This is a genomic window from Megasphaera sp. NM10, from assembly GCF_000417505.1.
In the GTDB taxonomy this organism is placed as follows: Bacteria; Bacillota; Negativicutes; order Veillonellales; family Megasphaeraceae; genus Megasphaera; species Megasphaera intestinihominis.
In genome coordinates, this window is sequence record NZ_APHY01000058.1 from 1 (window position 1) to 24569 (window position 24569).

Consider the following 24569-nt stretch of genomic DNA (forward strand, 5'->3'; position numbering starts at 1 on the left):
TCAGCGATGGTCCTTAGCATCTGGTCATTCTTTTTCTTCAGATCGTCCTCCTTCCTCTGAACGGCCTTACGCTCAGAATCTGCACCAAAGGCAAGATGGCATTTTGCAGGAATTCTTGCTTCCATTTCTGACCATGTTTGGGTTCAGGCCGTTTTCAGAACAGATGACATTGAATTCCTTGTCGCCTTGAAGAATTGACAGAACAATCTTGGTCTTAAATTCAGAAGTGTACTTTTTTCTTGGCATGATAGCATCCTCCAATTTTCGTTACTTAATACTATATCATGCACTCTTAAAATTTTCAGTACTGGTCTGAATTCACAGGCCCATTATACACTTTTTCTTATTTTAACATCATTTCACTTCCTAAACAATGCATTCCTCTAGATTATTTATTTTTTTATAAAGCTACAGCACTTTACAACTTTTACGCTACCTCGGAAGTTGACGAAACCAGTTTACACAAGGCCTGCACTAAGTCCGTTGGATTTTTTGCGGTTTGGGCTTTAGAGACCAAAGTGCCTAAAAATATTTCACGCTGTATTTGCCAGCTTATATGGCTTCGCAGCTCTTGTGGACTAGCGTTTTGGTACTTCGCAAAATGCTTGTCCAGATACGGCAGCATTTTCAGGCTGCTGTGAACGAGGTTTACCAGGTTCACCCTATGTTCAATACCATTTTGGCGGCGAATCCGGTAGGCATTCAGCGACCAGAAGGCCTTCTGCTCATAGTAGTTGGTTTCGATGGCCCAACGCAGCTTGTACAGCTTCAAAGGATAATAGTCCATGCCTTCTGCCGGTGCGTCCCGTAGGATCTTTCGTTCCTGCCAGGCGCAGCTCATATGCGGGTCACTGGGATTCAGGGTGCTGAAGAAAAGCCGCCAGGAGCCAGATGTAGTGTAGCTGACATAAGCATGGATACGGCGATTCCCGCAGATATGGGTCAAAACAATCCGATGACCCACTTGCATACCGTCCATATTCCAGGACAGCGTAAAATCATTCATATGAATCCGCTTTCCTCGTTTTTTCGGGCGTCCCGGCTTGCCGTTAGGCAATGGCGGTAGTTCATACATTGCCGAATCACTGCGGACATTACAGATGATGTCCAGTCCGGGATACTGCAAAACCCGTTCTATCAGCGAGCTTTTAGCGTACCAACTGTCAAAGAGCAACAGTACCTGCCGGTCTTTCAGTAAGGGCATCACCTCCTCGATGAGGTCACCAGCTAATTCAAGTTTGGTCTGCTCTTTCGTCCACATCCGGTACCCTACGGGAACCGCCAGATAGCGGATAAGCGGAGCTTTTCCTTCATGCTGGTTCAGGACAGGGACACTCAGTGTCAAACTGACGAAGCAATGACCGTTTACGTAAGGCTTGCCTGTATGGCAGGCATGGTCATGCAACAGAGAAACAGCATCGAACTTCTTGCCGAATTTCGGTACCGTCGTATCATCGACACTGAGAAAGACCGGTTCATTCTGTAAGGCCGCCGGAATCAGGCTGCAAGCCAATTGTGCTGTTTGCAGGCGGAGAGAATGGCTCGTCACCGTTTCGTTCTGAAGCGCCCGGTAATAACTATTTAAGCAGCGATGCGTCACCTGGGACAAAAAATTCCGATGAAGAAAGCGAAGAGATGGGAAGGCCTGCAAGGCTACCTGAGCGATGACCAACCAGGTCAGTAGGAATCGCGTTGGCCGTGTCGCCGTAGAAAAATATGGAGAAAAGAAACGAAACAGACTACCAATAATCGAATTTTCGAGGTATAATGAATTCATCGCGTAACTCCTTTGAGATGATGTGTTTTAGCAGATTCATTATACTTCAAAGTGTGGTTACGCGATATTTATTTGTTCAAAAAGTTGTAAACTGCTGTCATTCTGATGCAAAATCACAGATAGGATACGGCGACACCGGCCAGGGCCTGGCCTTCATGGAGATGGACGGCCTGCTTTTCACTGACATAGATATCGTAATACTGGCGCTTACTTTCCAAGAGGATGACCGGCGTGTCGGCCTGGACGATTTCCCCCTGCTTGGCCAGGAGCTTGAGGACTTTCCCGTCTTCCGGCGCCCGCAGGGTCAGGCGGTCTTTCTGGACTTCCAGCTGCTGGAGCCGGACCTGGAGCTGATTGCGCTGCTGGACCAGCGATTCCCGGTCGTGACGCTTGTTGGCAATGGTCTGCCGCTGTTCTTCGATCTGCGGCAGCTGGAGGGAATCACTGTCTCCCGTATCGACGGCACCGCCCAATAATTTCGATAAGGCCTGTTGCTGCTGGTTCATATTGGCCTGGGCTACGGACAAAGCCGCCTGGGAATCGTCAAAATCAGCCTTGGCAATGGCTCCCTGGCGATACAGCGACGATTTACGGTCATAATCACGCTGAGCATTGACCAGCGTTGCCGTCGCCGAATCGATGGCTGCTCGCTGCTGGTTGATCTGGCGCCGGCTTTCTTCCTGCGACGTATCGGTCTAGACAAAGCCGATGGCGATAGTCCCTTCCATCGACTGGATCTGGGCGTCGAGCTGAGCTATCTGAGCCTGGGTCTTGGCAATATCCAAGTCAACGTCGGTACTGTCGAGCTGCATGAGGATGTCGCCGGCCTTGACCTCCTTTGATTCCTGGACAGCTTCGTTCACCATCTTGCCACTGACGGACTGAAAAGAAACCTTGACCTGCTCTGCCGTCAATATCCCGTCCTTATTGGCGATACCCTGGGCCACGGCATCATTTCCCTTATACATGAGCAGGACACCGCCTGCCAGGAGGATGCCGATGAAAAAGAGGCCCAGGCGCCATGCCCGCTTTGGCAGATGCACTGTTTGTCCCTTCATGGTAATCATTCCTTTCTCTCTATTATAATTAGCTAACTAACTACATAGGTGAATCAAGAGGTTACGTTCTATTATAGCGTAACCGTATCCGAACACATTGATTAGCTTATTAACTATAATTATATGCCCGAAAAAGAATAAAGTCCAGTCCCTGAATCAGGACTGGATTTCTTTGGACAAAGCTCCGGCCGCCTTGGTTTCATCATCCAAGGACAGCCGGGCCAGGCGTTCGATGAGAAAGACGCGGCGATTGAAGAAATTGACGAAGCGCCCGACGAGCATGGCCGACACTAGCGTGCCGACGCCAAGGCCAGTCAGGGTCCCCAGGCCGCCGTAAAGGGTCGACAAGATGACGGCAATGGTGACCATGGTCGAATCGAAGGCGACTTTCGTCGAGCCCATCCACCATTTCCCCGTCTGGGCAATGGCCTTGACGGCCCCGTCGCCAGGCACCATCAGGACCTGCGACGCCACTTCGATGCAGATGCCGAAGGCCAGGGTCGCACAGCCGGCCACTAAGAGAACTGCGGCAAAAGGCCAGTTCAGTCCCTGTAATCCTGCCATGGCGTGCATGAAAAAGTCGATGGCTGCGCTGAAGACGAAGTTAATGGCAATCTGCAGCAGCTCTACGGGCCGGAACTGGCGCGCAGCAGGGCAATCTGCAAGACGATGAAGGCCATGTTGAGGACAAAGGTCAGCTGGCCGAAGGTCCACGGCGTATAGAGGCTGACGACGAGGGGCACGCTGGAAGTGGGCGACGTCCCCAGGCTGGCGACAGTAATCAAGTCGATGCCGAAGGCCGTCATCAAGATACTGCAAAGAAATACACTGACCCGTATTTTCAAATGATGCATATGACGCATACTCAATCGCCCCACTTCTTTTCATTCTCCATAATGCGATGAAACGTCGCCATGAACTGCTGGCGTGCTTCCGGCTCGATGCCCTGCCACATTTCATCGTCGATGCCATAAATGACCTCACGGATCCGCTTGGCCTTTTCCCAGCCCGTTTCCGTCAGGAAGATGGCCACGCCCCGCTGGTCTTCGGGCCGCGTTTCCTTGCGGATGAGGTCCAGCTTTTCCATGCGTTTCAGCAGGCTGGTCACCGTCGACTTGTCGATGATGCACTCGCGGCTGATATCCTTTTGGCTGGCGCCGTCATGGAACCACAGATATTCCAGTATCTTAGGCTGACCGGGCATGAGCCCTTCCCGCTTGATGCGGCGGCCGATTTCCCGGTTCGACCGGTGAAACCCTAACAACAGTAAAATATGCAACGCTTCTTCGTCCATGGCGATTCCCCTTTTAATTAGTTTTAATTCCAACTACATTCCTTATTATATCGCAAGAAGTAGAAAAGTCAACAGGGCGCCCCTTACGAGGGGCGCCCACTCCAGGACATGTACGATTTACCAACCACTTTGCTAGAAAAATCCTCCATATTCTGAGACGGGCTCGCCACGTGCGAGCCCCTACAAACTGCAAAATAACATCGGTCTGCAATCAATGAGCCGTTTCGGCAGCAGGCAGTTCGCTAGTGCAGTGCGGGCAGCGGGTTGCATCGTCCGCGATGGGCTGGCGGCAGAACGGGCAGAGCCGCGGTTCTGGAGCCGGTTCCGGTTTGGGCAGGAAGCGGTTCAGCTGTTTGAGGACCATGAAGATGGCAAAGGCGATAATCAGGAACTCAATGACCGTGTTGAGAAAGGAACCGTACGCAATGACAGGGATCCCGGTGGCTTTCGCTTCGGCCAGGGAATCGACGTGTTCTGTGCTCAAAGGGATGAAGAAGTCCGAAAAATCAATCCCGCCGAGGAGGACCCCAAATGGGGGCATAATAATGTTGTTGACCAGTGACGTGACGATTTTCCCAAAAGCTCCGCCGACGACGACACCGACTGCCATGTCCAGCACGTTCCCACGCATGGCAAATTCTTTGAATTCCTTGATGATGCCCATGTTTTCCACTCCTATCTGTGGTGTAAAAAATAAATTATAAAAAATAGGGACTCGCATGATGGCAGAAACCGTCGTGCGAGTCCCTATTCATCATAGCGGAAAAAGGGCAAGCTGACAATGATTTTTTGTTTTTGTTATATTTATTTAATAAAGCGACAGGAGCTGCGGCAACAGGCCTGATTCCTGTATGGCTTCGATACATTCCAGGATGCCGACGGCCAGGACGAACCAGAGGACGTCGCCGGCAGCGTGGCGGAAAACTTTCGGTTTGACTGTATATTCCTTAGGTTCATGGTAGAGCGACCATTTCGGGAAAAACCGAGGCACTTCCCGGATGTAGGCGCTGTACGGTTCCCCGAAGAGGCGGTGCAGCCGGGCTTCTTCCGTATGGATGACCGGGATGTACATGACGGCGAAGAGGAGGACCAGCAGCACCGTCAGGGTCAGCGATTCCGTGCACAGACCGACGCCGATGCCGCCGAGGAAGCTGAAGAAATACAACGGATTCCGGCAGACCGAGTACGGCCCTTCGCGGACCAGGACGTCATTCTTATAGCCGGCAATATACTGGGCGCACCACATGCGGCCTGCCATGGCGGCGCCGACGCAGAGACAGCCCACGAGGAATAAGATGCCCGAGATATACGGGGCCGTGACATCCAATTCCTTTTGCGAGAACATGAATAAAAATAAAAACAGAAGCCCAATGACTTGGGAAATACGGGTGCGGTAATGGTCCAGGAAATACATGGTGACTCCTCCTCTTGTCCTAATTGATAAGGCCAGTATAACGGTCATTTCTAACGAAAGATTAGGCAAAAGTTAAAGGAATCATAAAGATTTGTGAACAGACTGCGTATTCTTTGTAACAACTTTTATGATACAATAAAAGAAACGTCATTCGTCCATTTTTAAGGAGGCATCTGCCATGTTCAAAAAATTACTCATATTTACCCTCAGCGCCCTGCTCTGCTACGGCGCGGCTGTCGCGGCCGACACGACGACCATGACCGACAAGGCCCGCCAGGCTGAAACACAGTCCCTGCCGTCGACGATCAAACATCTCGACCTGGTCCTGGTCCTCGATAAGAGCGGCTCCATGTATGGCCTGGAAAGCGATACTATCGGCGGCTACAACGCCATGATTGCCAAAGAAAAAGACCTCGACGTCGACACCAAGGTCACGACGGTCCTGTTCAACAATAAAGTCGACATCCTGACGGACCGCAGCAACATTAACAGCCTGTCGGACATGACAACCAAGGATTACCGCGTCGGCGGCTCGACGGCTCTCCTCGATGCTGTAGGCAACACGATTGCCAAGATTTCCGACACGCCGGGTATTTCTGACAAAGATCATAAGGTCATCTTCGTCATCATCACGGACGGACAGGAAAATGCCAGCACGGAATATTCCAAGGCGACGATCCAGAAAATGATTTCCGATAAAAAAGCCCAGGGCTGGGACTTCATTTTCCTCGGAGCCAATATCGACGCCGCTTCGGAAGCCCAGAACCTGGGTATCGATGCCGACCATGCCGTCAAGTACCGCAATACATCGACGGGCGTCCAGAAGAACTTCGCCGCCATTGCCGCTTATACGCGCAGTGCCGTCCAGCAGCAAGACGACGACTCCTGGAAAGATAACATCGAAAAGGATAAGTAAGGCTTATTTCAAACCTGCCAATTTGGCCGGGTCCATGGCTTTGTCGAACTGCTCTGCCGTGACCCATCCCGTCTTCAGGCTGACTCTTTCAGGGTCAGCCCTTCTTTGGCTGCCTGTTTGGCAATGGTGCAGGCCTTGTCATAGCCGACGAGGGGCACCAGGCCCGTGACCAGGATGAGCGAGTTGTAGAGGTTGGTCGCAATCCGTTCGCGGTTCGGTTCGATGCCGACGACGCAGTGCTTGCGGAAGGAATCCATGCAGTCCGTGAGCAGGCGGATAGACTGGATCAGGTTGTAGGCGATGACGGGCATGAAGACATTGAGCTCGAAGTTCCCCTGGCTGGCGGCGATGCCCAAGGTCGCGTCGTTGCCCATGACCTGGACGGCGACCATAGTGACGGCTTCGCACTGCGTCGGGTTGACTTTGCTGGGCATGATGGAGCTGCCCGGTTCATTTTCGGGGATACGGATTTCGCCGATGCCGCAGCGCGGTCCCGACGACAGCCAGCGGACGTCATTGGCGATCTTCATGAGGTCACAGGCCAGGGCCTTGAGCATGCCGTGGACGACGACGAGTTCATCCTTACTGGTCAGGGAATGGAACTTGTTCGGCGCCGTATGGAAGGTCGTGCCCGTCAGCTGGCTGACGATTTCGGCAAAGCGCACATCGTAGCCTTTCGGGCAGTTGATGCCCGTGCCGACGGCCGTGCCGCCCATGGCCAGGTCGCGGAGGAAATCGACGCCCTGGACCAGCATATCCCGGTCGCGCTGAACCATGCGGGCCCAGCCGCTGAATTCCTGGCCCAGCGTCAACGGTGTGGCATCCTGCAAGTGGGTCCGGCCGATCTTGACGATGTCCTTGAAGGCTTCCTGTTTGGCCCGGAGCGCCTGATAGAGGGCTTCCATGGCGGGGAACAATTTTTCTTCGATGAGCAGGACGCCGACCATATGCAGTCCCGTCGGGAAGGTATCGTTCGAGCTCTGGGAATGATTGACGTGGTCATTGGGATGGACGTTCAAGTCCTTGCCCTGGGCCTGTAAAATCTGCTTGGCCCGGTTGGCGACGACTTCGTTGACATTCATGTTGAACTGCGTGCCGCTGCCGGTCATCCAGACGGCCAGAGGGAAATTGCCGTCGAGCTTGCCGGCCAGGATGTCATCGCAGGCCTGGACGATGGCGTCGGCCCGGTCGCCGTCGACGACGCCCAATTCCTTGTTGGTCAAGGCAGCAGCCTTCTTCAAATAGGCAAAGACCGTGACCATTTCAGGCGGAATTTTTTCCGTGCCGATCTTAAAATTCTCGAAACTGCGCTGTGTCTGGGCACCCCAGAGTTTATCAGCCGGGACTTTGATTTCTCCCATCGAATCTCTTTCTATACGGTATTCCATGAAAACCTCCAATCAGATTATATAAAACATAGCGGACTCAGGCGGGCGCCCTTTGGGTCGCCCCTACGTTGGGTCCCCACAGGGGACCATTCGAGGAACGATGAACGACCTACGACAAGCCCATGGGATTGGGCTGGAAGATGCGGCCGTCCATGAGTTGCAGGTCATCGGCGATGAGCGGGCGGAATTCCATCTGGCTCAGGATGTCCCGTTCAAGGTCGACGCCCGGGGCGATTTCTGTCAGCATGAGTCCCTGCGGCGTCAGGCGGAAGACGGCCCGTTCTGTAACGACCAGGACGTGCTGGCCGTGGGCTGCGGCGTAGTCCCCGGAAAAGGTGACCTGTTCGATATCCGTCTTGAATTTCTGGTACTTCCCTTCCCGGTCGATGACCAGCCTCCCGCCTTCACAGTGTTCTCGCAGACCGCCGGCTGTAAAGGTCCCCATGAGGATGAGTTTCTTCGTGTGCTGGGCCAAGTCGATGAAGCCCCCGGGCCCGGTGACGCGGCCGTGGAATTTTGAGACATTGACATTGCCCATGGCGTCGATTTCCGCCAGGCCCAGGGCACAGAGGTCGAGGCCGCCGCCGTGGCAAATATCGAACATGTCGGCCATCTTCAGTTCCGCTTCGGCATTGACAGCGGCCCCCATATCGAGGCCCGACAAGGGGATGCCGCCGATGATGCCCGAATCGGCCGCCAGAGTCAGGCTCGGCCCGAAGCCCTCTTCAGCGGCGACAGAGCCGATGATTTCCGGGATGCCGATGCCCAGGTTCATGACGTCGCCTTTTTTCAGTTCCATCGCCGCCCGGCGAGCACAGATTTTGCGATTGTCCAGAGGATGCGGCGGCAGGGACTGGATGGACTTGCGCCCTTCGCCGCTCAGTTCCGGCCGGTAGCCGTGGGTCGAAAAGCTCTGGACGTGGTACTTCGGCCGCGGCACGACGACGTAATCGACGAGGAAATGGTGGATCTTCACGAGCCGCGAATCGAGGCTGCCCCGGAGCACGACGTCTTCGACCTGGACGACGACGATGCCGCCGGAATTATGCGTCGCTTCGGCCACTTCCAGCTGTTCACCGATCATGGCTTCGCGCTGGAGGGAAATGTTGCCGTCCTCATCGGCCAGGGAGCCGCGGATGAAGCAGACCTGGATGGGAAAGGTTGGATAATATAAGTAGTCGTCGCCGTCGAACGAGACCAGGCGGACGATATCCTTGCCTTCGCGGACGGTCTTTTCGTTGGCCTTGCTGCCGTCCAGGCGCGGATCAGCCAACGTGTGCAGGCCGATATCGGTCCAGACGCCCTTGTGACCGGCGGCGATGGCCCGATAGAGAGCCAGTATCGTCCCGGCCGGAACGACATAGGCCAGGCACTGATTGGCTGCCACTTTATCGGCCAACTTCTTTTCCATGCCGAAATGGCTGGTAATGATCGTCCCGATGAGGCCGTCAGCTGCCAGGCGGTCGCCGCCGCGCTGGCCGCCGTCGCCGGTCCCGGCAATCTTGACCAAGGTCACATTACGGGGATGGCCTTTCTCATCATAACGGTCGTGAAGGGCCTTGAACAGCCCGTCCGGCGTCCCGAAGCCGGCATGACCGCTGACAGCCAGGGTCATATCATCGCCGACGAGACGCGCCGCTTCCACAGGCGTAATAAACTGTGTCATAACGACCTTCCTTTCGTGTGGTAGTCAAAAGGGGCTATCGCACGTGCGACAACCCCTTTTGAGTTTTAAGTTTGCAGTTTGTAGTTTTTAGTGAAGCCCTTTTTAATTTCAAAGCCCTCATCTACAAACTACAAACTCCATACTACAAACTCTAAACTTTATTTCAAGTGTTTCAATCCTTTGGCGCCGATGTCGCTGCGGACTTGCTGGCCGTCGAAGTGGATGCGTTTGACGTTGGCATAGGCCTTTTCGATGGCGCTCTTGAGGTCCCCTGCTACGGCCGTAACGCCGAGGACGCGGCCGCCGTTGGTGACGTACTGGCCGTCTTTCTTGGCCGTGCCGGAATGGAAGACCATGACATCTTCTTTATCGACAGCATCGAGGCCGCTGATGACATCGCCTTTATGGGACGAAGCGGGATAGCCGGCAGAAGCCATGATGACGCAGCAGGATGCAGCGTCTTTCCAGTGGACCATATCGGCCGTCAGCGTGCCCTTGGCGCAGGCATACATGATCTGGGCCAGGTCGCCGTCGAGGAGCGGCAAGACGGCCTGCGTTTCGGGATCGCCGAAGCGGCAGTTGAATTCGACGACTTTCGGGCCATCGGCCGTGATCATCAGGCCGGCATAGAGGCAGCCCTGGTAGGTGATGCCTTCCTGTTTGAGGCCATCGACGACGGGTTTCAGAATCTTTTCTTCGACTTCCTTGCGGATTTCCGGCGTAACGACCGGTGCCGGCGCATAAGCCCCATGCCGCCCGTGTTGGGGCCTTCATCGTTATCGAAGATACGCTTGTGGTCCTGGGCGGAAATCATGGGCACGATGGTCTTGCCATCGACGAAAGCCAGGAGGCTTGCTTCTTCGCCGACCATACATTCTTCAATGACGATGCGGCCGCCAGAAGCACCGAAGATGTGGTCTTCCATCATGGCGTTGACGGCTTCGATGGCTTCTGCTTCCGTCTGGGCGACGACGACGCCCTTGCCGGCAGCCAGGCCATCGGCCTTGACGACGATCGGTGCGCCCTGTTCCTTAATATAGGCCTTGGCGGCTTCGCCATCGGTAAAGGAGGCGTAAGCTGCCGTCGGGACGTGGTATTTCTTCATGAGGTTCTTGGCAAAGACTTTGGACCCTTCCATCTGGGCTGCGGCCTTGTTCGGGCCAAAGACAGCCAGGCCTTTGGACTGGGCCAGGTCGGCAATGCCTTCGGTCAAGGGGACTTCCGGGCCGACGACGAGCATGTCGATGCCTTCGTTTTTGGCATAGTCCGTGATGGCGTCCAAATCGGACAGGGCGATGTCGACGCACTGGGCGACTTCACTCATAGCGGCGCTGCCGGGAATGGCATAGAGCTTATCGACGCTCGGGCTCTGAGCCAATTTCCAGGCCAAAGTATGTTCGCGGCCGCCGCCGCCGATGACTGCTACTTTCATTATTTTGCGGCCCCCTTCTGAACCTGTTCTGCCAGGTATGCGGCAATGGCCGTATCATAGACAGCCGTGTGATGGAATGCTTCCTGAGCCAGTTCCAGGCGGTACTGGTCGGAGAATTCGCCGTCTTTCTGGAGGATGGAAATGATTTCGCCGTATTTGGACGGGTTGGTGACGATGGCGACGTATTTGTTATTCTTTGCCGAAGCGCGGACCATGCAGGGACCGCCGATGTCGATGTTTTCAATGGCTTCAGCCAAGGTGACATCCGGTTTGGCAATGGTCTGCTGAAACGGATAGAGGTTGACGACGACCAGGTCGATCGGTTTGATGCCGTGTTCTTTCATGGCTTTGACGTGTTCCGGATTATCGCGGACAGCCAGGATAGCCCCGTGGATTTTCGGATTCAGCGTCTTGACGCGGCCGTCCATCATTTCCGGGAAGCCCGTGACGTCCTGAACGGCGATGACCGGTACGCCCGCTTCTTTCAGGGTCCGCATGGTGCCGCCCGTGGAAATGATTTCAATGCCGAGGTCAGCCAGGGCTTTGCCCAGTTCGACGACGCCCGTTTTATCAGATACACTAATGAGTGCGCGTTTTACTTTCATGAAAAATTCCTCCTATTCCTGAGTCCCTTTGACGACATTGCCGTCGATAGTCAATTTATCATCGCAAAAGAGCGCTGCCGCTCTGACATAAGTCGGATGTTCCTTGGTGAGGATCCGGGCTGCCAGCGTGTCTTCCGTATCGTCTTCGTAGACCGGTACGGCTGACTGCAAGATGATCGGGCCGGCATCCATGTCGGGAACGACGAAATGGACCGTGCAGCCAGCAATCTTGACACCGGCTTCGACGGCCTGGCGCTGGGCGTGGAGGCCGCGGAACGACGGCAGCAGGGCCGGATGGATGTTGAGCATCTTGTGTTCATAATGGGAAATGAAGTCACCGCTCAAGAGACGCATGAAGCCGGCCAGGCAGATGATGTCGGCCTGATACGGTTCAATGGCGTCGAGGATATATTTTTCAAAGGCCGCTTTCGAGTCGAAGGATTTGCGGTCGGCCAAAATGACCGGTACGCCCCATTCCTTAGCGCGGTCCATGACCGGTGCGCCCGGGATATCGCAGACCAGGGCCTTGATTTCCGCATTGATCGTGCCGGCTTCGACGGCATCGTGGAGGGCGATGGCGTTGGAGCCACGGCCCGATGCGAAAATGACCATCTTCTTTTTAGTCATGGAATACGCCTCCCCGCAAGGTTACGGGTACGTCGGAATCGACGACTTTGCCGATGACATAGGCCTTTTCATCGCGGTCGGCCAGGTTCTTGAGGACGGCATCAGCGTCTTTTTCATCGACAATCATGATCATGCCGATGCCCATATTGAAGGTACGGTACATTTCCTTGGCATCGACGTTGCCCCATTTCTGGAGGAGTCCGAAAATCGGCAGCTGCGGCCACGCCGTGACGTCGATATCGACGCCGACGCCTTTCGGCAGGACGCGGGGGATGTTTTCATAGAAACCGCCGCCAGTGATGTGGACCATGCCCTTGACGGTGAAGTTCTTGATGATCGGCAGGCACGGACGCGGATAGAGGCGGGTCGGCGTGAGCAGGCATTCACCGATGGTCATTCCCAGTTCATCGACGTACTGGTCGAGCTTCATGTTCTGCCGTTCCAGGACGATCTTGCGGACCAGGGAGAAGCCGTTGGAGTGGACCCCTGTCGAAGGCAGGCCGATGAGGACGTCGCCGGCCTTGATGTTTTCGCCGGTAATGACCTTGTCGCGGTCGACGATGCCGACGCCGAAGCCAGCCAGGTCATAGTCGTCTTTGGCATAGAAGCCGGCCATTTCAGCCGTTTCGCCGCCGAGGAGAGCGCAGCCCGATTCCTGGCAGGCATGGGCGACACCTTTGACAATGGTCGCAACCTGGACCGGATCGAGCTTGCCGACGGCGATGTAGTCCAGGAAGAAGAGCGGTTCGGCGCCCTGGACGAGAACGTCATTGATGGACATGGCGACGCAGTCCTGACCGACTGTATCGTGTTTGCCCATCATGATGGCCAGGCGGAGTTTCGTGCCGACGCCGTCGGTACCGCTGACCAGGATTGGTTTCTTGATGTCGCTGTTCATCAGGGAAAAGAGGCCGCCAAAGCCGCCGAGGTCACCGAGGACTTCCGGACGGTACGTGGCTTTGACCGAATCTTTCATCAATTCTACGGCTTTGTTGCCAGCATCGATGTCGACGCCGGCATCAGCATAAGTCAATCCTTTATTTGTGTTCGAGAGCATATTTTTCTCCTTCCTCATTGGCCTGCGGAGTGTCCGTAGGATAGTCGTTATTGAAGCAAGCTAAGCACATATCTTCCTTGGGGATATGTTCGACAGCCCGGTTGAGACCGTCGATGGAAATGAAATGGAGTTTGTCCACGCCGATGTATTTCTGAATCTGTTCGACACTGAACGTCGAAGCGATGAGTTCCTTGCGGACCGACGTGTCGATGCCGTAGAAGCAGGGATACTTGATAGGCGGTGCCGATACGCACATGTAGACTTCCTTGGCGCCGGCTTCGTGCAGGAGCTTGCAGATGATGCCGCTCGTCGTGCCGCGGACGATGGAATCGTCGACCATGACGATGCGCTTGCCCTTGACGACGGACTTGACGACATTCAGCTTCATGCGGACAGCCAGTTCGCGCTGTTTCTGGTTCGGCTTGATAAAGGTACGGCCCATGTAACGGTTCTTGATGAGGCCGTGCTTGAAGGGGATGCCCGAAGCCTGGGCGTAGCCGATAGCTGCCGTGTTGCCGCTGTCCGGGACGGAAATGACGATGTCCGCATCATACTGCGTTTCGTTCCACATTTCCCGGCCCATGTTCAGGCGGGCCTGGTAGACGTCCTGGCCGTCGATGACGCTGTCCGGACGGGCGAAATAAATGTATTCAAAGGAACAGACCTGCTTGCGCGGTGCCTTGGCAAAGATCGTCGATTTGACGCCCTTTTCATTGATCTGGACAAATTCGCCGGGCTGTACGTCGCGGACGAACTTGGCGCCGATGGCGTCGAGGGCACACGTTTCCGAAGCCAGGACCCATCCGCCTTCATCGGTACGGCCGATGCACAGCGGGCGGAAGCCATAGGGGTCGCGGACGCCATAGAGCGTATCTTTCGTCATGAGTACCAGTGAGTACGCCCCCTGGATGCGGTTCATGCTTTCCATGATGCGTTCTTCGATGGTGTCTTTCTGGCTGCGGCTGATGAGGTTGACGATGATTTCACTGTCCATGGTCGTCTGGAAGGTCGCGCCGCCGCGGTCCAGTTCTTCCCGCAGGGTCCGGGTATTGGTCAGGTTGCCGTTATGAGCCAGTGCCAGCTGTCCCATAGGCGTGTATACGGCCAGGGGCTGGATATTGCGGGGATTATTGGAACCTGTCGTCGAATAGCGGACGTGGCCGATGCCGACGGGGCCGCCTTCTTCTTCAGGTACGCCGTTGGCGAAGACCGTGCTGATGAGGCCCATGCCGCGGAACGTATGGATATCCTGGCCGTCAGTCAGGGCGATGCCGCCGCTTTCCTGGCCACGATGCTGTAATGCGAACAACCCCCAATAAATATAGCGGGGAATATCGAGGTGTTTATCGTAAATACCTAAGACACCACATTCTTCATGCTGCTTATCCCAAATCGGATCGTAAAACATGAATTAAACCTCCTGTTATAACGAAAAATAGTCTGTATTGCCCTTAGAGGGACTTTATGGTTTCTTGCAACTTCTGGTTCTTTTCCATGACTTCGTTAGCCATGTTTTCGCGATAGGCCTTGTATTTCTTGGCTAAGGCCGCATCGCTGGCAGCGCCGATCTGTACGGCCAGGAGCGCTCCGTTCTTGGCACCGTTGATGGCGACGGTCGCAACGGGGATGCCCGACGGCATCTGTACGATGGCCAGCAGCGCATCCATGCCCTGGAGGCTGCCGCTTTCCAAGGGGACGCCGATGACAGGCAGCGTCGTATAGCTGGCAACGACACCGGCAGATGAGCAGCCATACCGGCACCGACGACAAAGGCACTGATGCCCCGTTCTTCGGCTGTCGAAACGAATTCCCGGACAGCAGCCGGCGTGCGGTGGGCCGACGCTAACAAGACTTCATATTCAACACCAAATTCTTTAAAAATAGCAATCGCTTTTTTCATAACGGGAAAATCAGAATCGCTTCCCATGATCAAACCGACCTTCAACAGAGACCCCTCCTTAGGAAAAACAAAACCCAAAAGTGACACACGTCACCTTTGGGCTTTTTTCAGTTAGACACACGGAGACTGTTTACAAACGGCAAAGAACCTGTCCATAAACGTCTTGTCATAGTGCATCTCCTTATTGATTGAAAGATTATCAAATACACTTTGATTCTATCAAAAACATCCGGGACTGTCAATGAAAATCACCCGTTCTATCGCAGTTTGTACACGGATAGCGCCGACTATGTTACAATGGAGGAAAATGACCGACACGGAGGGATAGATTATGGAATTAAATGACCAGCAGCAGCAAGTCGTCAGCGACCTGTCGCAGCCGATCCTGCTCAACGCGCCAGCCGGCACGGGCAAGACCCGCGTCCTGGCCTGCCGGGTCGCCCACATCCTGGAAACAGGCGCCGCCGAAGGCTCGCAGATACTCTGCCTGACCTTCACCAACCGGGCCTGCAAAGAACTGAAGAACCGCATCATCGCCACGGCCCGCGAAAAGGGCCTGGCTGTCGTCGTCAAGACAATCCACAGTTTCTGTTACAGCCTCATCAAAGAAGAAACGAAGCGCCAGAGCGACCGTTACAACGACTTTCTGCTCTACGACGACGAAGACTGCCGGCAGATCATCGACAGCCTGCCTGCGGCAGCGTCAGCCCCGGGCAACGACACCCAGGCCCTGCAGAACTTCATCGAATTTGTCAAGAAACAGCGCGTCATCCCGGACCTCCACGATTTCACGGCACCTAAAGAAGCCCTCCAGGCCTGGCTCAGCGACCACGGCGACGCCCTGGTCCAGCAATACGATGCCGTCCTGGCCGACAACCACGCCGTCGACTTCACGGACCTCATCACCGGCGCCTACGACTTCCTCACTGACGATGCCTGCTGCCAGCGCTGGCGGGACCGCTTCCGCTTCATCGCCGTCGACGAAATGCAGGACACGAGCGAAGTCGAATACGCCGTCATCAGCCGCCTCTTCCCGGGGCGCAACGTCCTCCTCTGCGGCGATTACTTCCAGACCATTTACGAATGGCGCGGTTCTTATCCGGAATATATTCTGGAACAATTCCGCAAGACCTACCATCCCCGGGAAATCACCTTTACGACCAACTACCGGGCTACGCAGCTCCTCCTGAAGGCCGCCGAAAGCTGCCTGAACCACCTCTTCGGCCAGGTGACGGTCCACCACATCTACCCCCAGCCGGGCCAGGCCGCAGCCGCCGTCCCAGGTGAACCCATCGTCGTCCACCAGGCCGATACCTTTCTCAACGAAAGCCGCTGGATTTTCCAGGAACTGAGCCAGCTGCCGCCTGAAGAGCGTCTCAAAGCCTGCATCCTCGTCCGCGGCAACCGCCAGGCCCAGCAGCTGTGGACAGGTATTACGGCCCATAATCTCCACTATCCGCCAGCATCCCGTCTGCCCGTCACCTGCATCGACCAGTTTCACCTGTTCAAGCGCCAGGAATGTAAAGACGTCCTGGCCTACCTGCGGCTGCTCCTGAACAAGCACGACAACCTCAGCCTGAAACGCATCCTCCTGCGCTTCGTCCCCCGCATCGGCCGGCGGACCATCGAAACCATCGAAAGCGAGTCCTACCGCCGTCTGGGCCTCCGGCTCTGCGACTTCATCGACCCCATTTCCCAGGAAACGGGCGACCCTTACGGCCTCTTGCTGACGGCCCTGGCAGATGGACGCATCGTCGTCTTCGACGTCGAAAGCACGGGGACCGACACGACGACAGACGAAATCATCCAGATTGCCGCCGTCCGCCTTGACGCCCAGGGCCAGATCACAGACAAGTTCAATACCTACGTCCGCGCCAGCCGTTCTGTCGGGACCTCATTCTACGTCCATCACATCAGCGACGACCAGTTAGCCGCCGATGGCCGGGATCCGAAAGAAGCCCTGTCTGCCTTTCTGGACTTTGCCAGAGATGCCGTCATCGTCGGCCACAACGTCACGTATGACCTGTCCATCCTGCACAGCGAGCTCCAGCGCCTGGGCATGGCCGAAAGCGGTGACTTCCCCTATTACGACACGCTGGACATATACCGCCGCTTCTATCCCAATCTTATCAACCATAAACTGGCTACGCTGAGCGAAACCTTCCCCATCGACCATCAGCCGTCGCACGACGCCTTCGACGACATTCTGGCCACGGCCGGCCTCCTGTGCTACGCCGTAAAAGAAAAGATAGCGCCGGCCACGGCAGCCCGCCGCGCTTCCCTGTCTATGTACCTGCCCCTCTTCGCTCCTTTCAGCCGCGACATGGGCCGTTTCCGCCGCCAATCTTACCAGGACCGGCCCATAGCCATCATCGCCGCCGTCATGAACGAAGGCGGTGTCAAGGCCTGGTACGAGAGCCATCGTGAGGCCAGCGATACGGCCCATCACATCGACCGCCTGGAAAACGTCCGCCAGCTCTACCGCATCGCCAAGGAAACGGATGACCCGGCCCAGGACCCCCGCGACGCCCTGGCGGAATTTCTCAAGCTGACAGCCCTGTCCAACAGCGAACTGGACAGCATGCTGGCCAGGGACCCGAAAATCCCGATCATCACCATCCATCAGGCCAAGGGACTGGAATTCGACTACGTCTTCCTGGCCAGCCTGGAAGACCGGGTCTTCCCGACCTTCTGGTCCGTAAAGAAAGGCAATATCGAAGAAGAAAAACGCCTCTTTTATGTCGCCATTACGCGGGCCAAAAAGAGGCTGTATCTGAGCTGGCACCAGGGAATCGGCAATCAGCGCTATGCGCCGAGCCGCTTCCTCCAGAGCCTGGACTCCCAATATATCGAAGTTAGATGAGGCCGGCTATGCCTAAGAGGAGGCCTAAGACGCCGGATCCGATGAGGACCTTGATGACGCCGATTTTGCGCCGCGTCGCTGCAATAGCCAAGAAGAGGATGACCAAGCCGCCAAGGCTGAAAGCCGACCAGTCATCAGGCCAGGTCTCCGTATTCCACAAGGCCAGGAGGATGAAACTCAGACTGGCGACGCAGATAAGGGCGACGACTGCCGGCCGCAGGCCGTTGAGGATGCCCCGGATAGGACCGATATCACCGTACTTGAGGAAGACGCGTGCTAACAGAATCCCCAAGAAAAACGACGGCGTGACGAAGCCCAGGGTGGCAGCCACAGCTCCGCCTAATCCGGCGATTTTGGTGCCGACGAAGGTCGCGGCATTGATGCCGATCGGCCCCGGAGTCATCTGAGAAATGGTGAATATATCGACAAATTCGCTCATCGAGAGCCAATGGAAGGTATCGACAACACTGGCCTGAATCAGCGGCATAGACGCATAGCCGCCGCCGACGCAGAAAGCCCCGACTTTACAGAATTCCCAAAAAAGCAATAAATATATCATGATAAGTCCCTCCCCTTAATCGTACTTCTTGTCGCGCATGAAGGCAAAGCCAATGATGCCGTCGATGACGATGAGCGCCATGATATTGACATCAAAGCATAAGTTAGCAATAAACGTCGCTACGATGATAGCCAGCGGCAGGAGGAGCTTCTTTTTTCCCTGTTTGATGAGGAGGTCGATGCCGACATTGACGATAAGCGCCGTCGCCCCGCACTGCATACCGCGGAGGATCATCTTGATATAGAGATTCTGGATAAAGAAATCATAGCAGTAAGAAATAATCGACAGCGTAATCAGGCAGGGCAGCACCGTCGCGACCAGGGCGACCAGCGTCCCCAGGACCCCGGCCATGCGGTAGCCGAGGATGACCGCACTGTTGACCGCAATGACGCCAGGCATGGACTGGGCGATTGCCACCATATCGAGGGTATCCTTATCGCTGATCCAGTGATATTCATCGACGTATTTCCCTTTCAAAAGAGGAATAATGACGAAGCCGCCGCCTACGGTGAAGGCGCTGATTAAAAAAGTCGATTTGAACAGGGTCCAAAAAAAATGGGCGTCCCGTTTCGGTGTCACAATATCGTTCATCATCTATCATCCTTTCTTGACGATCATCTTGTCTATGGTCTTAGTATAACACGGCCTTTACTATATTGAAAATATTTGTATGATTGATATAATATACGTAAATTATATGTCAAGGAGGCATCGATATGGATATCCGTCAACTTACGTACTTCATGGTCATCGCCGAAGAAGGTCAGATTACGGCGGCAGCCCGTCGCCTGCACATGGCTCAGCCACCGTTGAGCCAGCAAATGAAAGCTCTGGAAGAAGAACTGGGCGTCCAGCTCCTGCAGCGGGAACCGCGCAGCGTGACCTTGACCGACGCGGGCGAAATCCTCTACCGCCGGGCCCGTCAGATTCTTACCCTCACCGACTCGACACGACGGGAAATCGCCGATTTCAAGAGTGGTCTGCGCGGCACCTTGTCCATCGGGACCGTGTCCTCGTCGGGCAGCGTCATTCTCCGGCCAGCGCTCCGCCAATTCCACGCCAGTCATCGGGGCATCCGCTTTGAAATCTATGACGGCAACACCTTCCGCGTCCTGGACATGCTGGGCAAAGGTCTCATCGAAATCGGCATCGTCCGCACGCCCTTCAAGCAGGACGCCTTCGACTGCACCTTGCTGCCTGAAGAACCGATGGTCCTGGCCTATGCCGATACCCTGGCCGACCCCAGCCCGGGCCAGCCGACCCTGACCATAGAACAACTGCAAGGCCTGCCGCTCATCCTCTACCGCCGCTTCGACCAGCTCTTCCACGACGTCTGCGAAGCCCACAACCTCACGCCGAACCTCCTCTGCCGCAATGACGACGCCCGGACGACCCTGCTCTGGGCCGAAACCGGCCTGGGCTACGCCGTCGTCCCGGCATCGGCCATCTCGCCGGCCCGCCTGCCCCAGCTCCAGACCAAAGCCATCGACGAACCGCGCCTGCGCACCCAACTGGCCGTCATCACACCCAAACACCGCTACCTGTCCAGCATAGCCCGCCAGTTCATAGATGCTTTGACAAATCCTGAGGCCTGACGACGGGGCATAAAACCGTTCATCGTAGGTCGTTCGTCGTTCATCGCGGTTGGGGCCTGACGGCCCCGCAGGCCGCCGTTCGCAGGCCACCTCGGGCTCAGATGCCGCTGCGCGGCAACAGATTCAGCGTAACAACATCACCTCGAGTGACCCTCGGCTCGTGGAAAAGGCCGTGGTTCGTGGCTCGTGATTCGTGGTTCGTAAAAAGCCTGCCATTATACCCGGATGGGCTGTGATGAAATCTCTCTGGCGGGCTGCCCACTAGGACAGCCCCTACAAATGCGGCATACAGCCACATAAAATTTTATCGCCTGTATGCGATACCGTAGGGGACGGCTAAAAGCCGTCCAGCTTCCGCTGGTCGGCTACCTGACGGGCCAAAAAGGCCGCGCGAATTCTGTACACAACCGGAATTTATGACGAACAGCACATGGTCATAATACAATCATGAGTCTGTCGCGGCGGAACGCCGCATCTGAATCCGAGGAAAGGCCGTCGTTCGTGATTCGTAAAAATATACCATCAAAACTGTATAGGCTGTGGTCAAATCTCTCTAGCGGGCTTCCCACGTGGAAGCCCCTACTACAGGTCGGCGGTCTGTACCTGAAAAAGGCCCGTCATCTGGCGACGGGCCTTTTTCAGTATCTATGAGGTAAATTTAGGTTGGAGCCTAGCGGATGGAGACGTCTTCGCCGGCGAGGATGCGTTTCATCGTACGGGCCGGGCACATCTTACCACACATGGTGCAGGTGCCTTCACATTCCGGTTTACTCGATTCGTAATAGCTGCGGGCCTTTTCCGGGTCGATGGACAGGGAAATCATCTTGTCGAAGTCGACGTCGACGCGGGCTTTGCTCATGGCGTCATCCCATTCCTGAGCGCCCGGGATGCCCTTGACCAAGTCGGCAGCGTGGGCTGCGATGCGGGCAGCGATGATGCCTTCCTTGACGTCGTCGACGGTCGGCAGGCGCAGGTGTTCAGCCGGTGTGACATAGCAGAGGAAGTCGGCACCGCAGGAAGCGGCGATGGCACCACCGATGGCGCTGGTGATGTGGTCATAGCCCGGTGCGATGTCCGTGACCAAGGGCCCGAGGACGTAGAACGGAGCGCCGTGGCACAGGCGTTTTTCAATCTTCATGTTGGCTGCGATTTCGTTGAGGACCATGTGGCCCGGGCCTTCGATCATGACCTGGACGTTGTGGGCCCAGGCGCGTTTGGTCAATTCGCCCAAGGTGATGAGTTCTTCGATCTGAGCGGCGTCGGTAGCGTCATGGGTACAGCCTGGACGGCAGGCATCGCCGAGGCTGAGGGTGACGTCGTATTTTTCACAGATGTCGAGGAGACGGTCATAATATTCGTAGAACGGGTTTTCCTGGTTGTTCATTTCCATCCAGGCGAAGAGCAGCGAACCGCCGCGGGAAACGACGTTGGTCAGGCGCGGGTTGTCTTTGATGCGCTGTGCCGTCTTGCGGTTCATGCCGCAGTGGATGGTCATGAAGTCGACGCCATCTTCTGCGTGCTGTTCGACGACGGAGAAGAATTCATCGACGGTAATGTCTTTCAAGTCTTTTTCCAGCATGCCGACCGCATCGTACATGGGGACCGTGCCGATCATGGCCGTAGACATCTTGACCAGTTTGCGGCGGAAGTCACGGGTCTTGCCGAAATTGGACAAGTCCATGATAGCTTCTGCTTTCATGTCGATGGCATTCTGGACTTTCTGCAGTTCTTCTTCGTGGTTGTTGTGTTCCGGAGAAACGCCGAGGTTGACATTGATTTTCGTGCGGCAGTCCTGGCCGACAGCTTCCGGCGACAGGCTGGTATGGACTTTGTTAGCCGGAATGGCGACTTTCCCGCTGGCGACGAGGGCCATGAGTTTTTCAACGGGCATGTGTTCCTTTTCAGCGACAATCTTCATCTGCGGCGTGACGATGCCTTTGCGGGCAGCGTCCATCTGTGTTGTGTAATCCATTACAAACATCCTTCCTATATAAAAATAATCCTTAATGCAATAAAAAAAGCTCGCCTGGCGGTCCTCCGCAGGTGAGCTTTATAATCCCGTAAAGCTTCCCTACGGCGGCATTACCCGCATCAGGTAAAGGGTCAAGTGTAATCCGTCACTTTTCTCAGCCCGAAGGCTCCCCTAGCTTTTTCTATGTATCTGTGGCTATTATAGTACGCCGCGAAAAAAAAATGCAACACTTTCGTAACATTTATCATAGACAATTTCGCCATTTTATCCCACATAGACGTACATCCCCCTGCCGTGGTATAATAGGAATATCTTAAAAAGGAGGTCTTAACTTATGAAATATAAACCCTTGAAAGGCCTTGTCGTCGCCGCTATGCTGGCATCGTCCCTGGTCCTGGCTGCGCCCCAGGCCCTGGCAGCTGGTCCGGAACCGTCTGTCGTTACCGTCACGGGCTATGCCCAGCAAGAAGTCGCCCCGGATACGGCTTATGTCACTATCGGCACAACCAGTACCGACGCCGATGCCCAGCAGGCCCGGACCAAGAATAATCTGGCCATGAACCAGGTCACGAATGCCTTGAAGGCCATGGGTATCCCAGCGGAAAACATGAAGACCACGGGCTTCTATATGTCACCGAACTATGACATGAAGGGCCAGAAAGTCACGTCGTATACGGTGACCAACAGCCTGGAAGTCAAACTGACCGACCTCACTATGGTATCGCAGGTCATCAACAAGGCCGGCAGCCTCGGTGCCAACCAGATCAACAACGTCCGTTTTACCAATGAACACGCCGACCAGATCAAGAAAAACCTGATCAAAGAAGCCGTCCACAACGGTCAGCGCGCTGCCCAGGCCGCAGCTGAAGCCGCTGGCAGCCAGCTCGGTGCCGTCAAGGAAATCAACATTTCCGGTACGAGCCCGTCGTACAGCCGCGTCTACGGCGCTGCCATGAGCCTGCGGGCCGTCAACAAGATGGAAGCCGACTCGACACCAGTCGAAGCCGGCACCAACACCCTCAGCCAAAGCGTCAGCCTGACTTATTATCTGCAGTAAGCCGGACCGCGACCGTATCGTAAGCACGACCACGTGGCCTCACAAACCGCATTGTAGGGGCGACCACGTGGGGCGCCCGTCCAGAAGAGTTATTATATACACATCACACATGATTTGCGGGACGCCCTCTGGGCGTCCCCTACGAGCCACGAAAAAAAGGTTTTGTCCTTTGATGACAAAACCTTTTTTCTTTCCCCAAAATATGCTATGATAATACTGTTCTACCATAATAAAATAAGTTCTGAATCATGGAGGCCAGACAAGATGAAAGAATACACCCCTTTTAAATCCGGTAAAGTACGCGAAGTCTATGACGCAGGTGACAGCATTATCATGGTCGCAACGGACCGCATCTCCGCTTTCGACCACATCCTTAAGAACAAAATCACCAAAAAGGGCGCCATCCTCACGCAGATGTCCAAGTTTTGGTTCGATATGACGTCGGATATCATCCCGAACCACATGATTTCCGTCGACAACGCTGACATGCCGGAATTCTTCCAGCAGGAACAGTTCATCGGCAACAGCATGAAATGCCAGAAACTGACTATGATTCCCATGGAATGTATCGTCCGTGGCTACATCACTGGCAGCGGCTGGGAAAGCTATCAGAAGAATGGCACCGTTTGCGGCATCAAACTGCCGGCAGGTCTCAAAGAATCAGAAAAACTCCCGGAACCGATCTTCACACCGAGCACGAAAGCCGAACTCGGCGACCATGATGAAAACGTCTCTCTCGAAGAAGGCGCTGCTTTCATCGACAAGACCTTCCCGGGAAAAGGCAGGGAATACGCTGAAAAAATCCGCGATTACACCTTGGCCCTGTATAAAAAATGTGCTGAATACGCCCTCTCCAAAGGCATCATCATTGCCGATACGAAGTTTGAATTCGGCCTCGATGACAAAGGCAATATCGTCTTGGGCGACGAAATGCTCACGCCGGACAGCTCCCGCTTCTGGCCCCTCGAAGGCTACAAAGCCGGCCAGAGCCAGCCGTCGTATGACAAACAGTTCGTCCGTGACTGGCTCAAAGCCAACCCGGACAGCGACTACCTCCTGCCCCAGGACGTCATCGACAAGACCATTGCCAAATACAAAGAAGCCTACGAAATGCTCACTGGGAAAGCCTTCGACAAGTAGTTCGTGGCTCGTGGCTCTAAGGCCCGCCGCGAATCTTGTGAACTCGCTTTTGGCACTGTAGGGGTCGCCACGTGTGTTATGTGCAATAACATAGTTTACATAAATAGGGGTCTTCCCCCTACTGAAAAAAGTGATACTTTTAGGCATAAGAAGGAGTTGATTCTTATGCCATGGGAAGAAAGGAATGTCACCAAAGCTATGTTACGCAAAGAATTCGTTGAACGGGTACTTGCTCATGAGAAGAGCTGA

General features: G+C 55.1%; 22 protein-coding genes, 3 pseudogenes and 1 riboswitch. Of the genes and pseudogenes, 5 read left to right on the forward strand and 20 right to left on the reverse strand.

Features of this window, described 5'->3' with window-relative positions:
• Positions 1 to 427: 427 nt before the first annotated feature.
• The 8 genes from NM10_RS09420 to NM10_RS09445 all read right to left on the reverse strand — a co-directional run bounded on the left by NM10_RS09420 (position 428) and on the right by NM10_RS09445 (position 5543).
• Positions 428 to 1777 (reverse strand): IS701 family transposase, encoded by a 1350-nt coding sequence (locus NM10_RS09420; RefSeq protein WP_020311349.1) that lies wholly within the window; start codon positions 1775 to 1777, stop codon positions 428 to 430.
• 113 nt (positions 1778 to 1890) lie between these two features.
• A complete protein-coding gene (locus NM10_RS13055) occupies positions 1891 to 2304 on the reverse strand; it encodes an HlyD family efflux transporter periplasmic adaptor subunit (RefSeq protein WP_051132259.1) in 414 nt (137 codons plus the stop codon).
• 168 nt (positions 2305 to 2472) lie between these two features.
• The gene (locus tag NM10_RS13060; RefSeq protein WP_051132260.1) at positions 2473 to 2835 is read right to left on the reverse strand and encodes a biotin/lipoyl-binding protein; all 363 of its coding nucleotides are present in this window, start codon (positions 2833 to 2835) and stop codon (positions 2473 to 2475) included.
• 156 nt (positions 2836 to 2991) lie between these two features.
• Positions 2992 to 3549, reverse strand: coding sequence for a DUF6198 family protein (locus NM10_RS13625; RefSeq protein WP_239639695.1), 558 nt, complete (start codon positions 3547 to 3549; stop codon positions 2992 to 2994).
• Positions 3462 to 3689: a hypothetical protein gene (locus tag NM10_RS13630; RefSeq protein ID WP_192813564.1), complete on the reverse strand. Its 228-nt coding sequence runs from the start codon at positions 3687 to 3689 to the stop codon at positions 3462 to 3464. Before NM10_RS13630 ends, NM10_RS13625 begins: the two co-directional genes overlap by 88 nt.
• Positions 3690 to 3700: 11 nt before the next feature.
• The gene (locus tag NM10_RS09435) at positions 3701 to 4129 is read right to left on the reverse strand and encodes a MarR family winged helix-turn-helix transcriptional regulator (protein WP_020311350.1); all 429 of its coding nucleotides are present in this window, start codon (positions 4127 to 4129) and stop codon (positions 3701 to 3703) included.
• Between the two features lie 211 nt (positions 4130 to 4340).
• Positions 4341 to 4793 (reverse strand): large conductance mechanosensitive channel protein MscL, encoded by a 453-nt coding sequence (gene mscL, locus NM10_RS09440; protein WP_014016581.1) that lies wholly within the window; start codon positions 4791 to 4793, stop codon positions 4341 to 4343.
• 144 nt (positions 4794 to 4937) lie between these two features.
• Positions 4938 to 5543 (reverse strand): methyltransferase family protein, encoded by a 606-nt coding sequence (locus tag NM10_RS09445; RefSeq protein WP_014016580.1) that lies wholly within the window; start codon positions 5541 to 5543, stop codon positions 4938 to 4940.
• A 178-nt stretch (positions 5544 to 5721) separates the two neighbouring features.
• Between NM10_RS09445 and NM10_RS09450 the strand changes: the two genes are divergently transcribed.
• The gene (locus tag NM10_RS09450; protein WP_020311351.1) at positions 5722 to 6459 is read left to right on the forward strand and encodes a vWA domain-containing protein; all 738 of its coding nucleotides are present in this window, start codon (positions 5722 to 5724) and stop codon (positions 6457 to 6459) included.
• A 3-nt stretch (positions 6460 to 6462) separates the two neighbouring features.
• Here NM10_RS09450 and fumC read toward each other — a convergent pair.
• From fumC to purE, 9 genes and pseudogenes are all read right to left on the reverse strand, one after another.
• Positions 6463 to 7847 (reverse strand): annotated as a pseudogene (fumC, locus tag NM10_RS09455) (class II fumarate hydratase).
• Positions 7848 to 7956: 109 nt separating this feature from the next.
• Complete coding sequence (locus tag NM10_RS09460) at positions 7957 to 9513, reverse strand: acyl CoA:acetate/3-ketoacid CoA transferase (protein ID WP_020311353.1); 1557 nt, start codon at positions 9511 to 9513, stop codon at positions 7957 to 7959.
• 158 nt (positions 9514 to 9671) lie between these two features.
• Positions 9672 to 10130, reverse strand: a complete 459-nt coding sequence (locus NM10_RS15305; protein WP_442852358.1) for a phosphoribosylamine--glycine ligase — start codon at positions 10128 to 10130, stop codon at positions 9672 to 9674.
• Positions 10128 to 10945: pseudogene (purD, locus tag NM10_RS15310) on the reverse strand (phosphoribosylamine--glycine ligase); the annotation flags it as partial. The pseudogene purD and the gene NM10_RS15305, both read right to left, overlap by 3 nt.
• Positions 10945 to 11550, reverse strand: a complete 606-nt coding sequence (locus NM10_RS09470; protein WP_020311354.1) for a bifunctional phosphoribosylaminoimidazolecarboxamide formyltransferase/IMP cyclohydrolase — start codon at positions 11548 to 11550, stop codon at positions 10945 to 10947. The gene NM10_RS09470 and the pseudogene purD, both read right to left, overlap by 1 nt.
• Positions 11551 to 11562: 12 nt before the next feature.
• Positions 11563 to 12177, reverse strand: coding sequence for a phosphoribosylglycinamide formyltransferase (gene purN, locus NM10_RS09475; protein ID WP_020311355.1), 615 nt, complete (start codon positions 12175 to 12177; stop codon positions 11563 to 11565).
• The gene (purM, locus tag NM10_RS09480) at positions 12170 to 13234 is read right to left on the reverse strand and encodes a phosphoribosylformylglycinamidine cyclo-ligase (RefSeq protein WP_020311356.1); all 1065 of its coding nucleotides are present in this window, start codon (positions 13232 to 13234) and stop codon (positions 12170 to 12172) included. The genes purN and purM overlap by 8 nt, the downstream gene beginning before the upstream one ends.
• Entirely contained in the window at positions 13215 to 14642 is a 1428-nt protein-coding gene (gene purF, locus NM10_RS09485) for an amidophosphoribosyltransferase (protein ID WP_020311357.1), read from the reverse strand. Before purF ends, purM begins: the two co-directional genes overlap by 20 nt.
• A gap of 43 nt (positions 14643 to 14685) precedes the next feature.
• A pseudogene (gene purE / locus NM10_RS09490) lies at positions 14686 to 15179 on the reverse strand (5-(carboxyamino)imidazole ribonucleotide mutase).
• 286 nt (positions 15180 to 15465) lie between these two features.
• Here purE and NM10_RS09495 point away from each other — a divergent pair.
• Positions 15466 to 17997, forward strand: a complete 2532-nt coding sequence (locus NM10_RS09495; protein WP_020311359.1) for a 3'-5' exonuclease — start codon at positions 15466 to 15468, stop codon at positions 17995 to 17997.
• Here the strand turns inward: NM10_RS09495 and NM10_RS09500 are convergent.
• The gene (locus NM10_RS09500) at positions 17990 to 18556 is read right to left on the reverse strand and encodes a chromate transporter (RefSeq protein WP_020311360.1); all 567 of its coding nucleotides are present in this window, start codon (positions 18554 to 18556) and stop codon (positions 17990 to 17992) included. The genes NM10_RS09495 and NM10_RS09500 overlap by 8 nt on opposite strands.
• A 15-nt stretch (positions 18557 to 18571) precedes the next feature.
• Entirely contained in the window at positions 18572 to 19147 is a 576-nt protein-coding gene (locus NM10_RS09505) for a chromate transporter (protein ID WP_020311361.1), read from the reverse strand.
• Positions 19148 to 19272: 125 nt separating this feature from the next.
• Between NM10_RS09505 and NM10_RS09510 the strand changes: the two genes are divergently transcribed.
• Positions 19273 to 20151, forward strand: coding sequence for a LysR family transcriptional regulator (locus tag NM10_RS09510; protein ID WP_020311362.1), 879 nt, complete (start codon positions 19273 to 19275; stop codon positions 20149 to 20151).
• Between the two features lie 670 nt (positions 20152 to 20821).
• Here the strand turns inward: NM10_RS09510 and thiC are convergent.
• Positions 20822 to 22123 carry a phosphomethylpyrimidine synthase ThiC gene (gene thiC, locus NM10_RS09515; protein ID WP_020311363.1) on the reverse strand — a complete coding sequence of 434 codons (1302 nt, stop codon included), beginning with the start codon at positions 22121 to 22123 and terminating at the stop codon, positions 20822 to 20824.
• Positions 22124 to 22202: 79 nt separating this feature from the next.
• Positions 22203 to 22306, reverse strand: a riboswitch (TPP riboswitch).
• 151 nt (positions 22307 to 22457) lie between these two features.
• Here thiC and NM10_RS09520 point away from each other — a divergent pair.
• Together NM10_RS09520 and NM10_RS09525 are read left to right on the forward strand one after the other, a co-directional pair.
• On the forward strand, positions 22458 to 23180 hold the full coding sequence (locus tag NM10_RS09520; RefSeq protein ID WP_020311364.1) for an SIMPL domain-containing protein: 723 nt from the start codon (positions 22458 to 22460) through the stop codon (positions 23178 to 23180).
• Between the two features lie 264 nt (positions 23181 to 23444).
• A complete protein-coding gene (locus tag NM10_RS09525; protein WP_020311365.1) occupies positions 23445 to 24320 on the forward strand; it encodes a phosphoribosylaminoimidazolesuccinocarboxamide synthase in 876 nt (291 codons plus the stop codon).
• Positions 24321 to 24569: the final 249 nt, after the last annotated feature.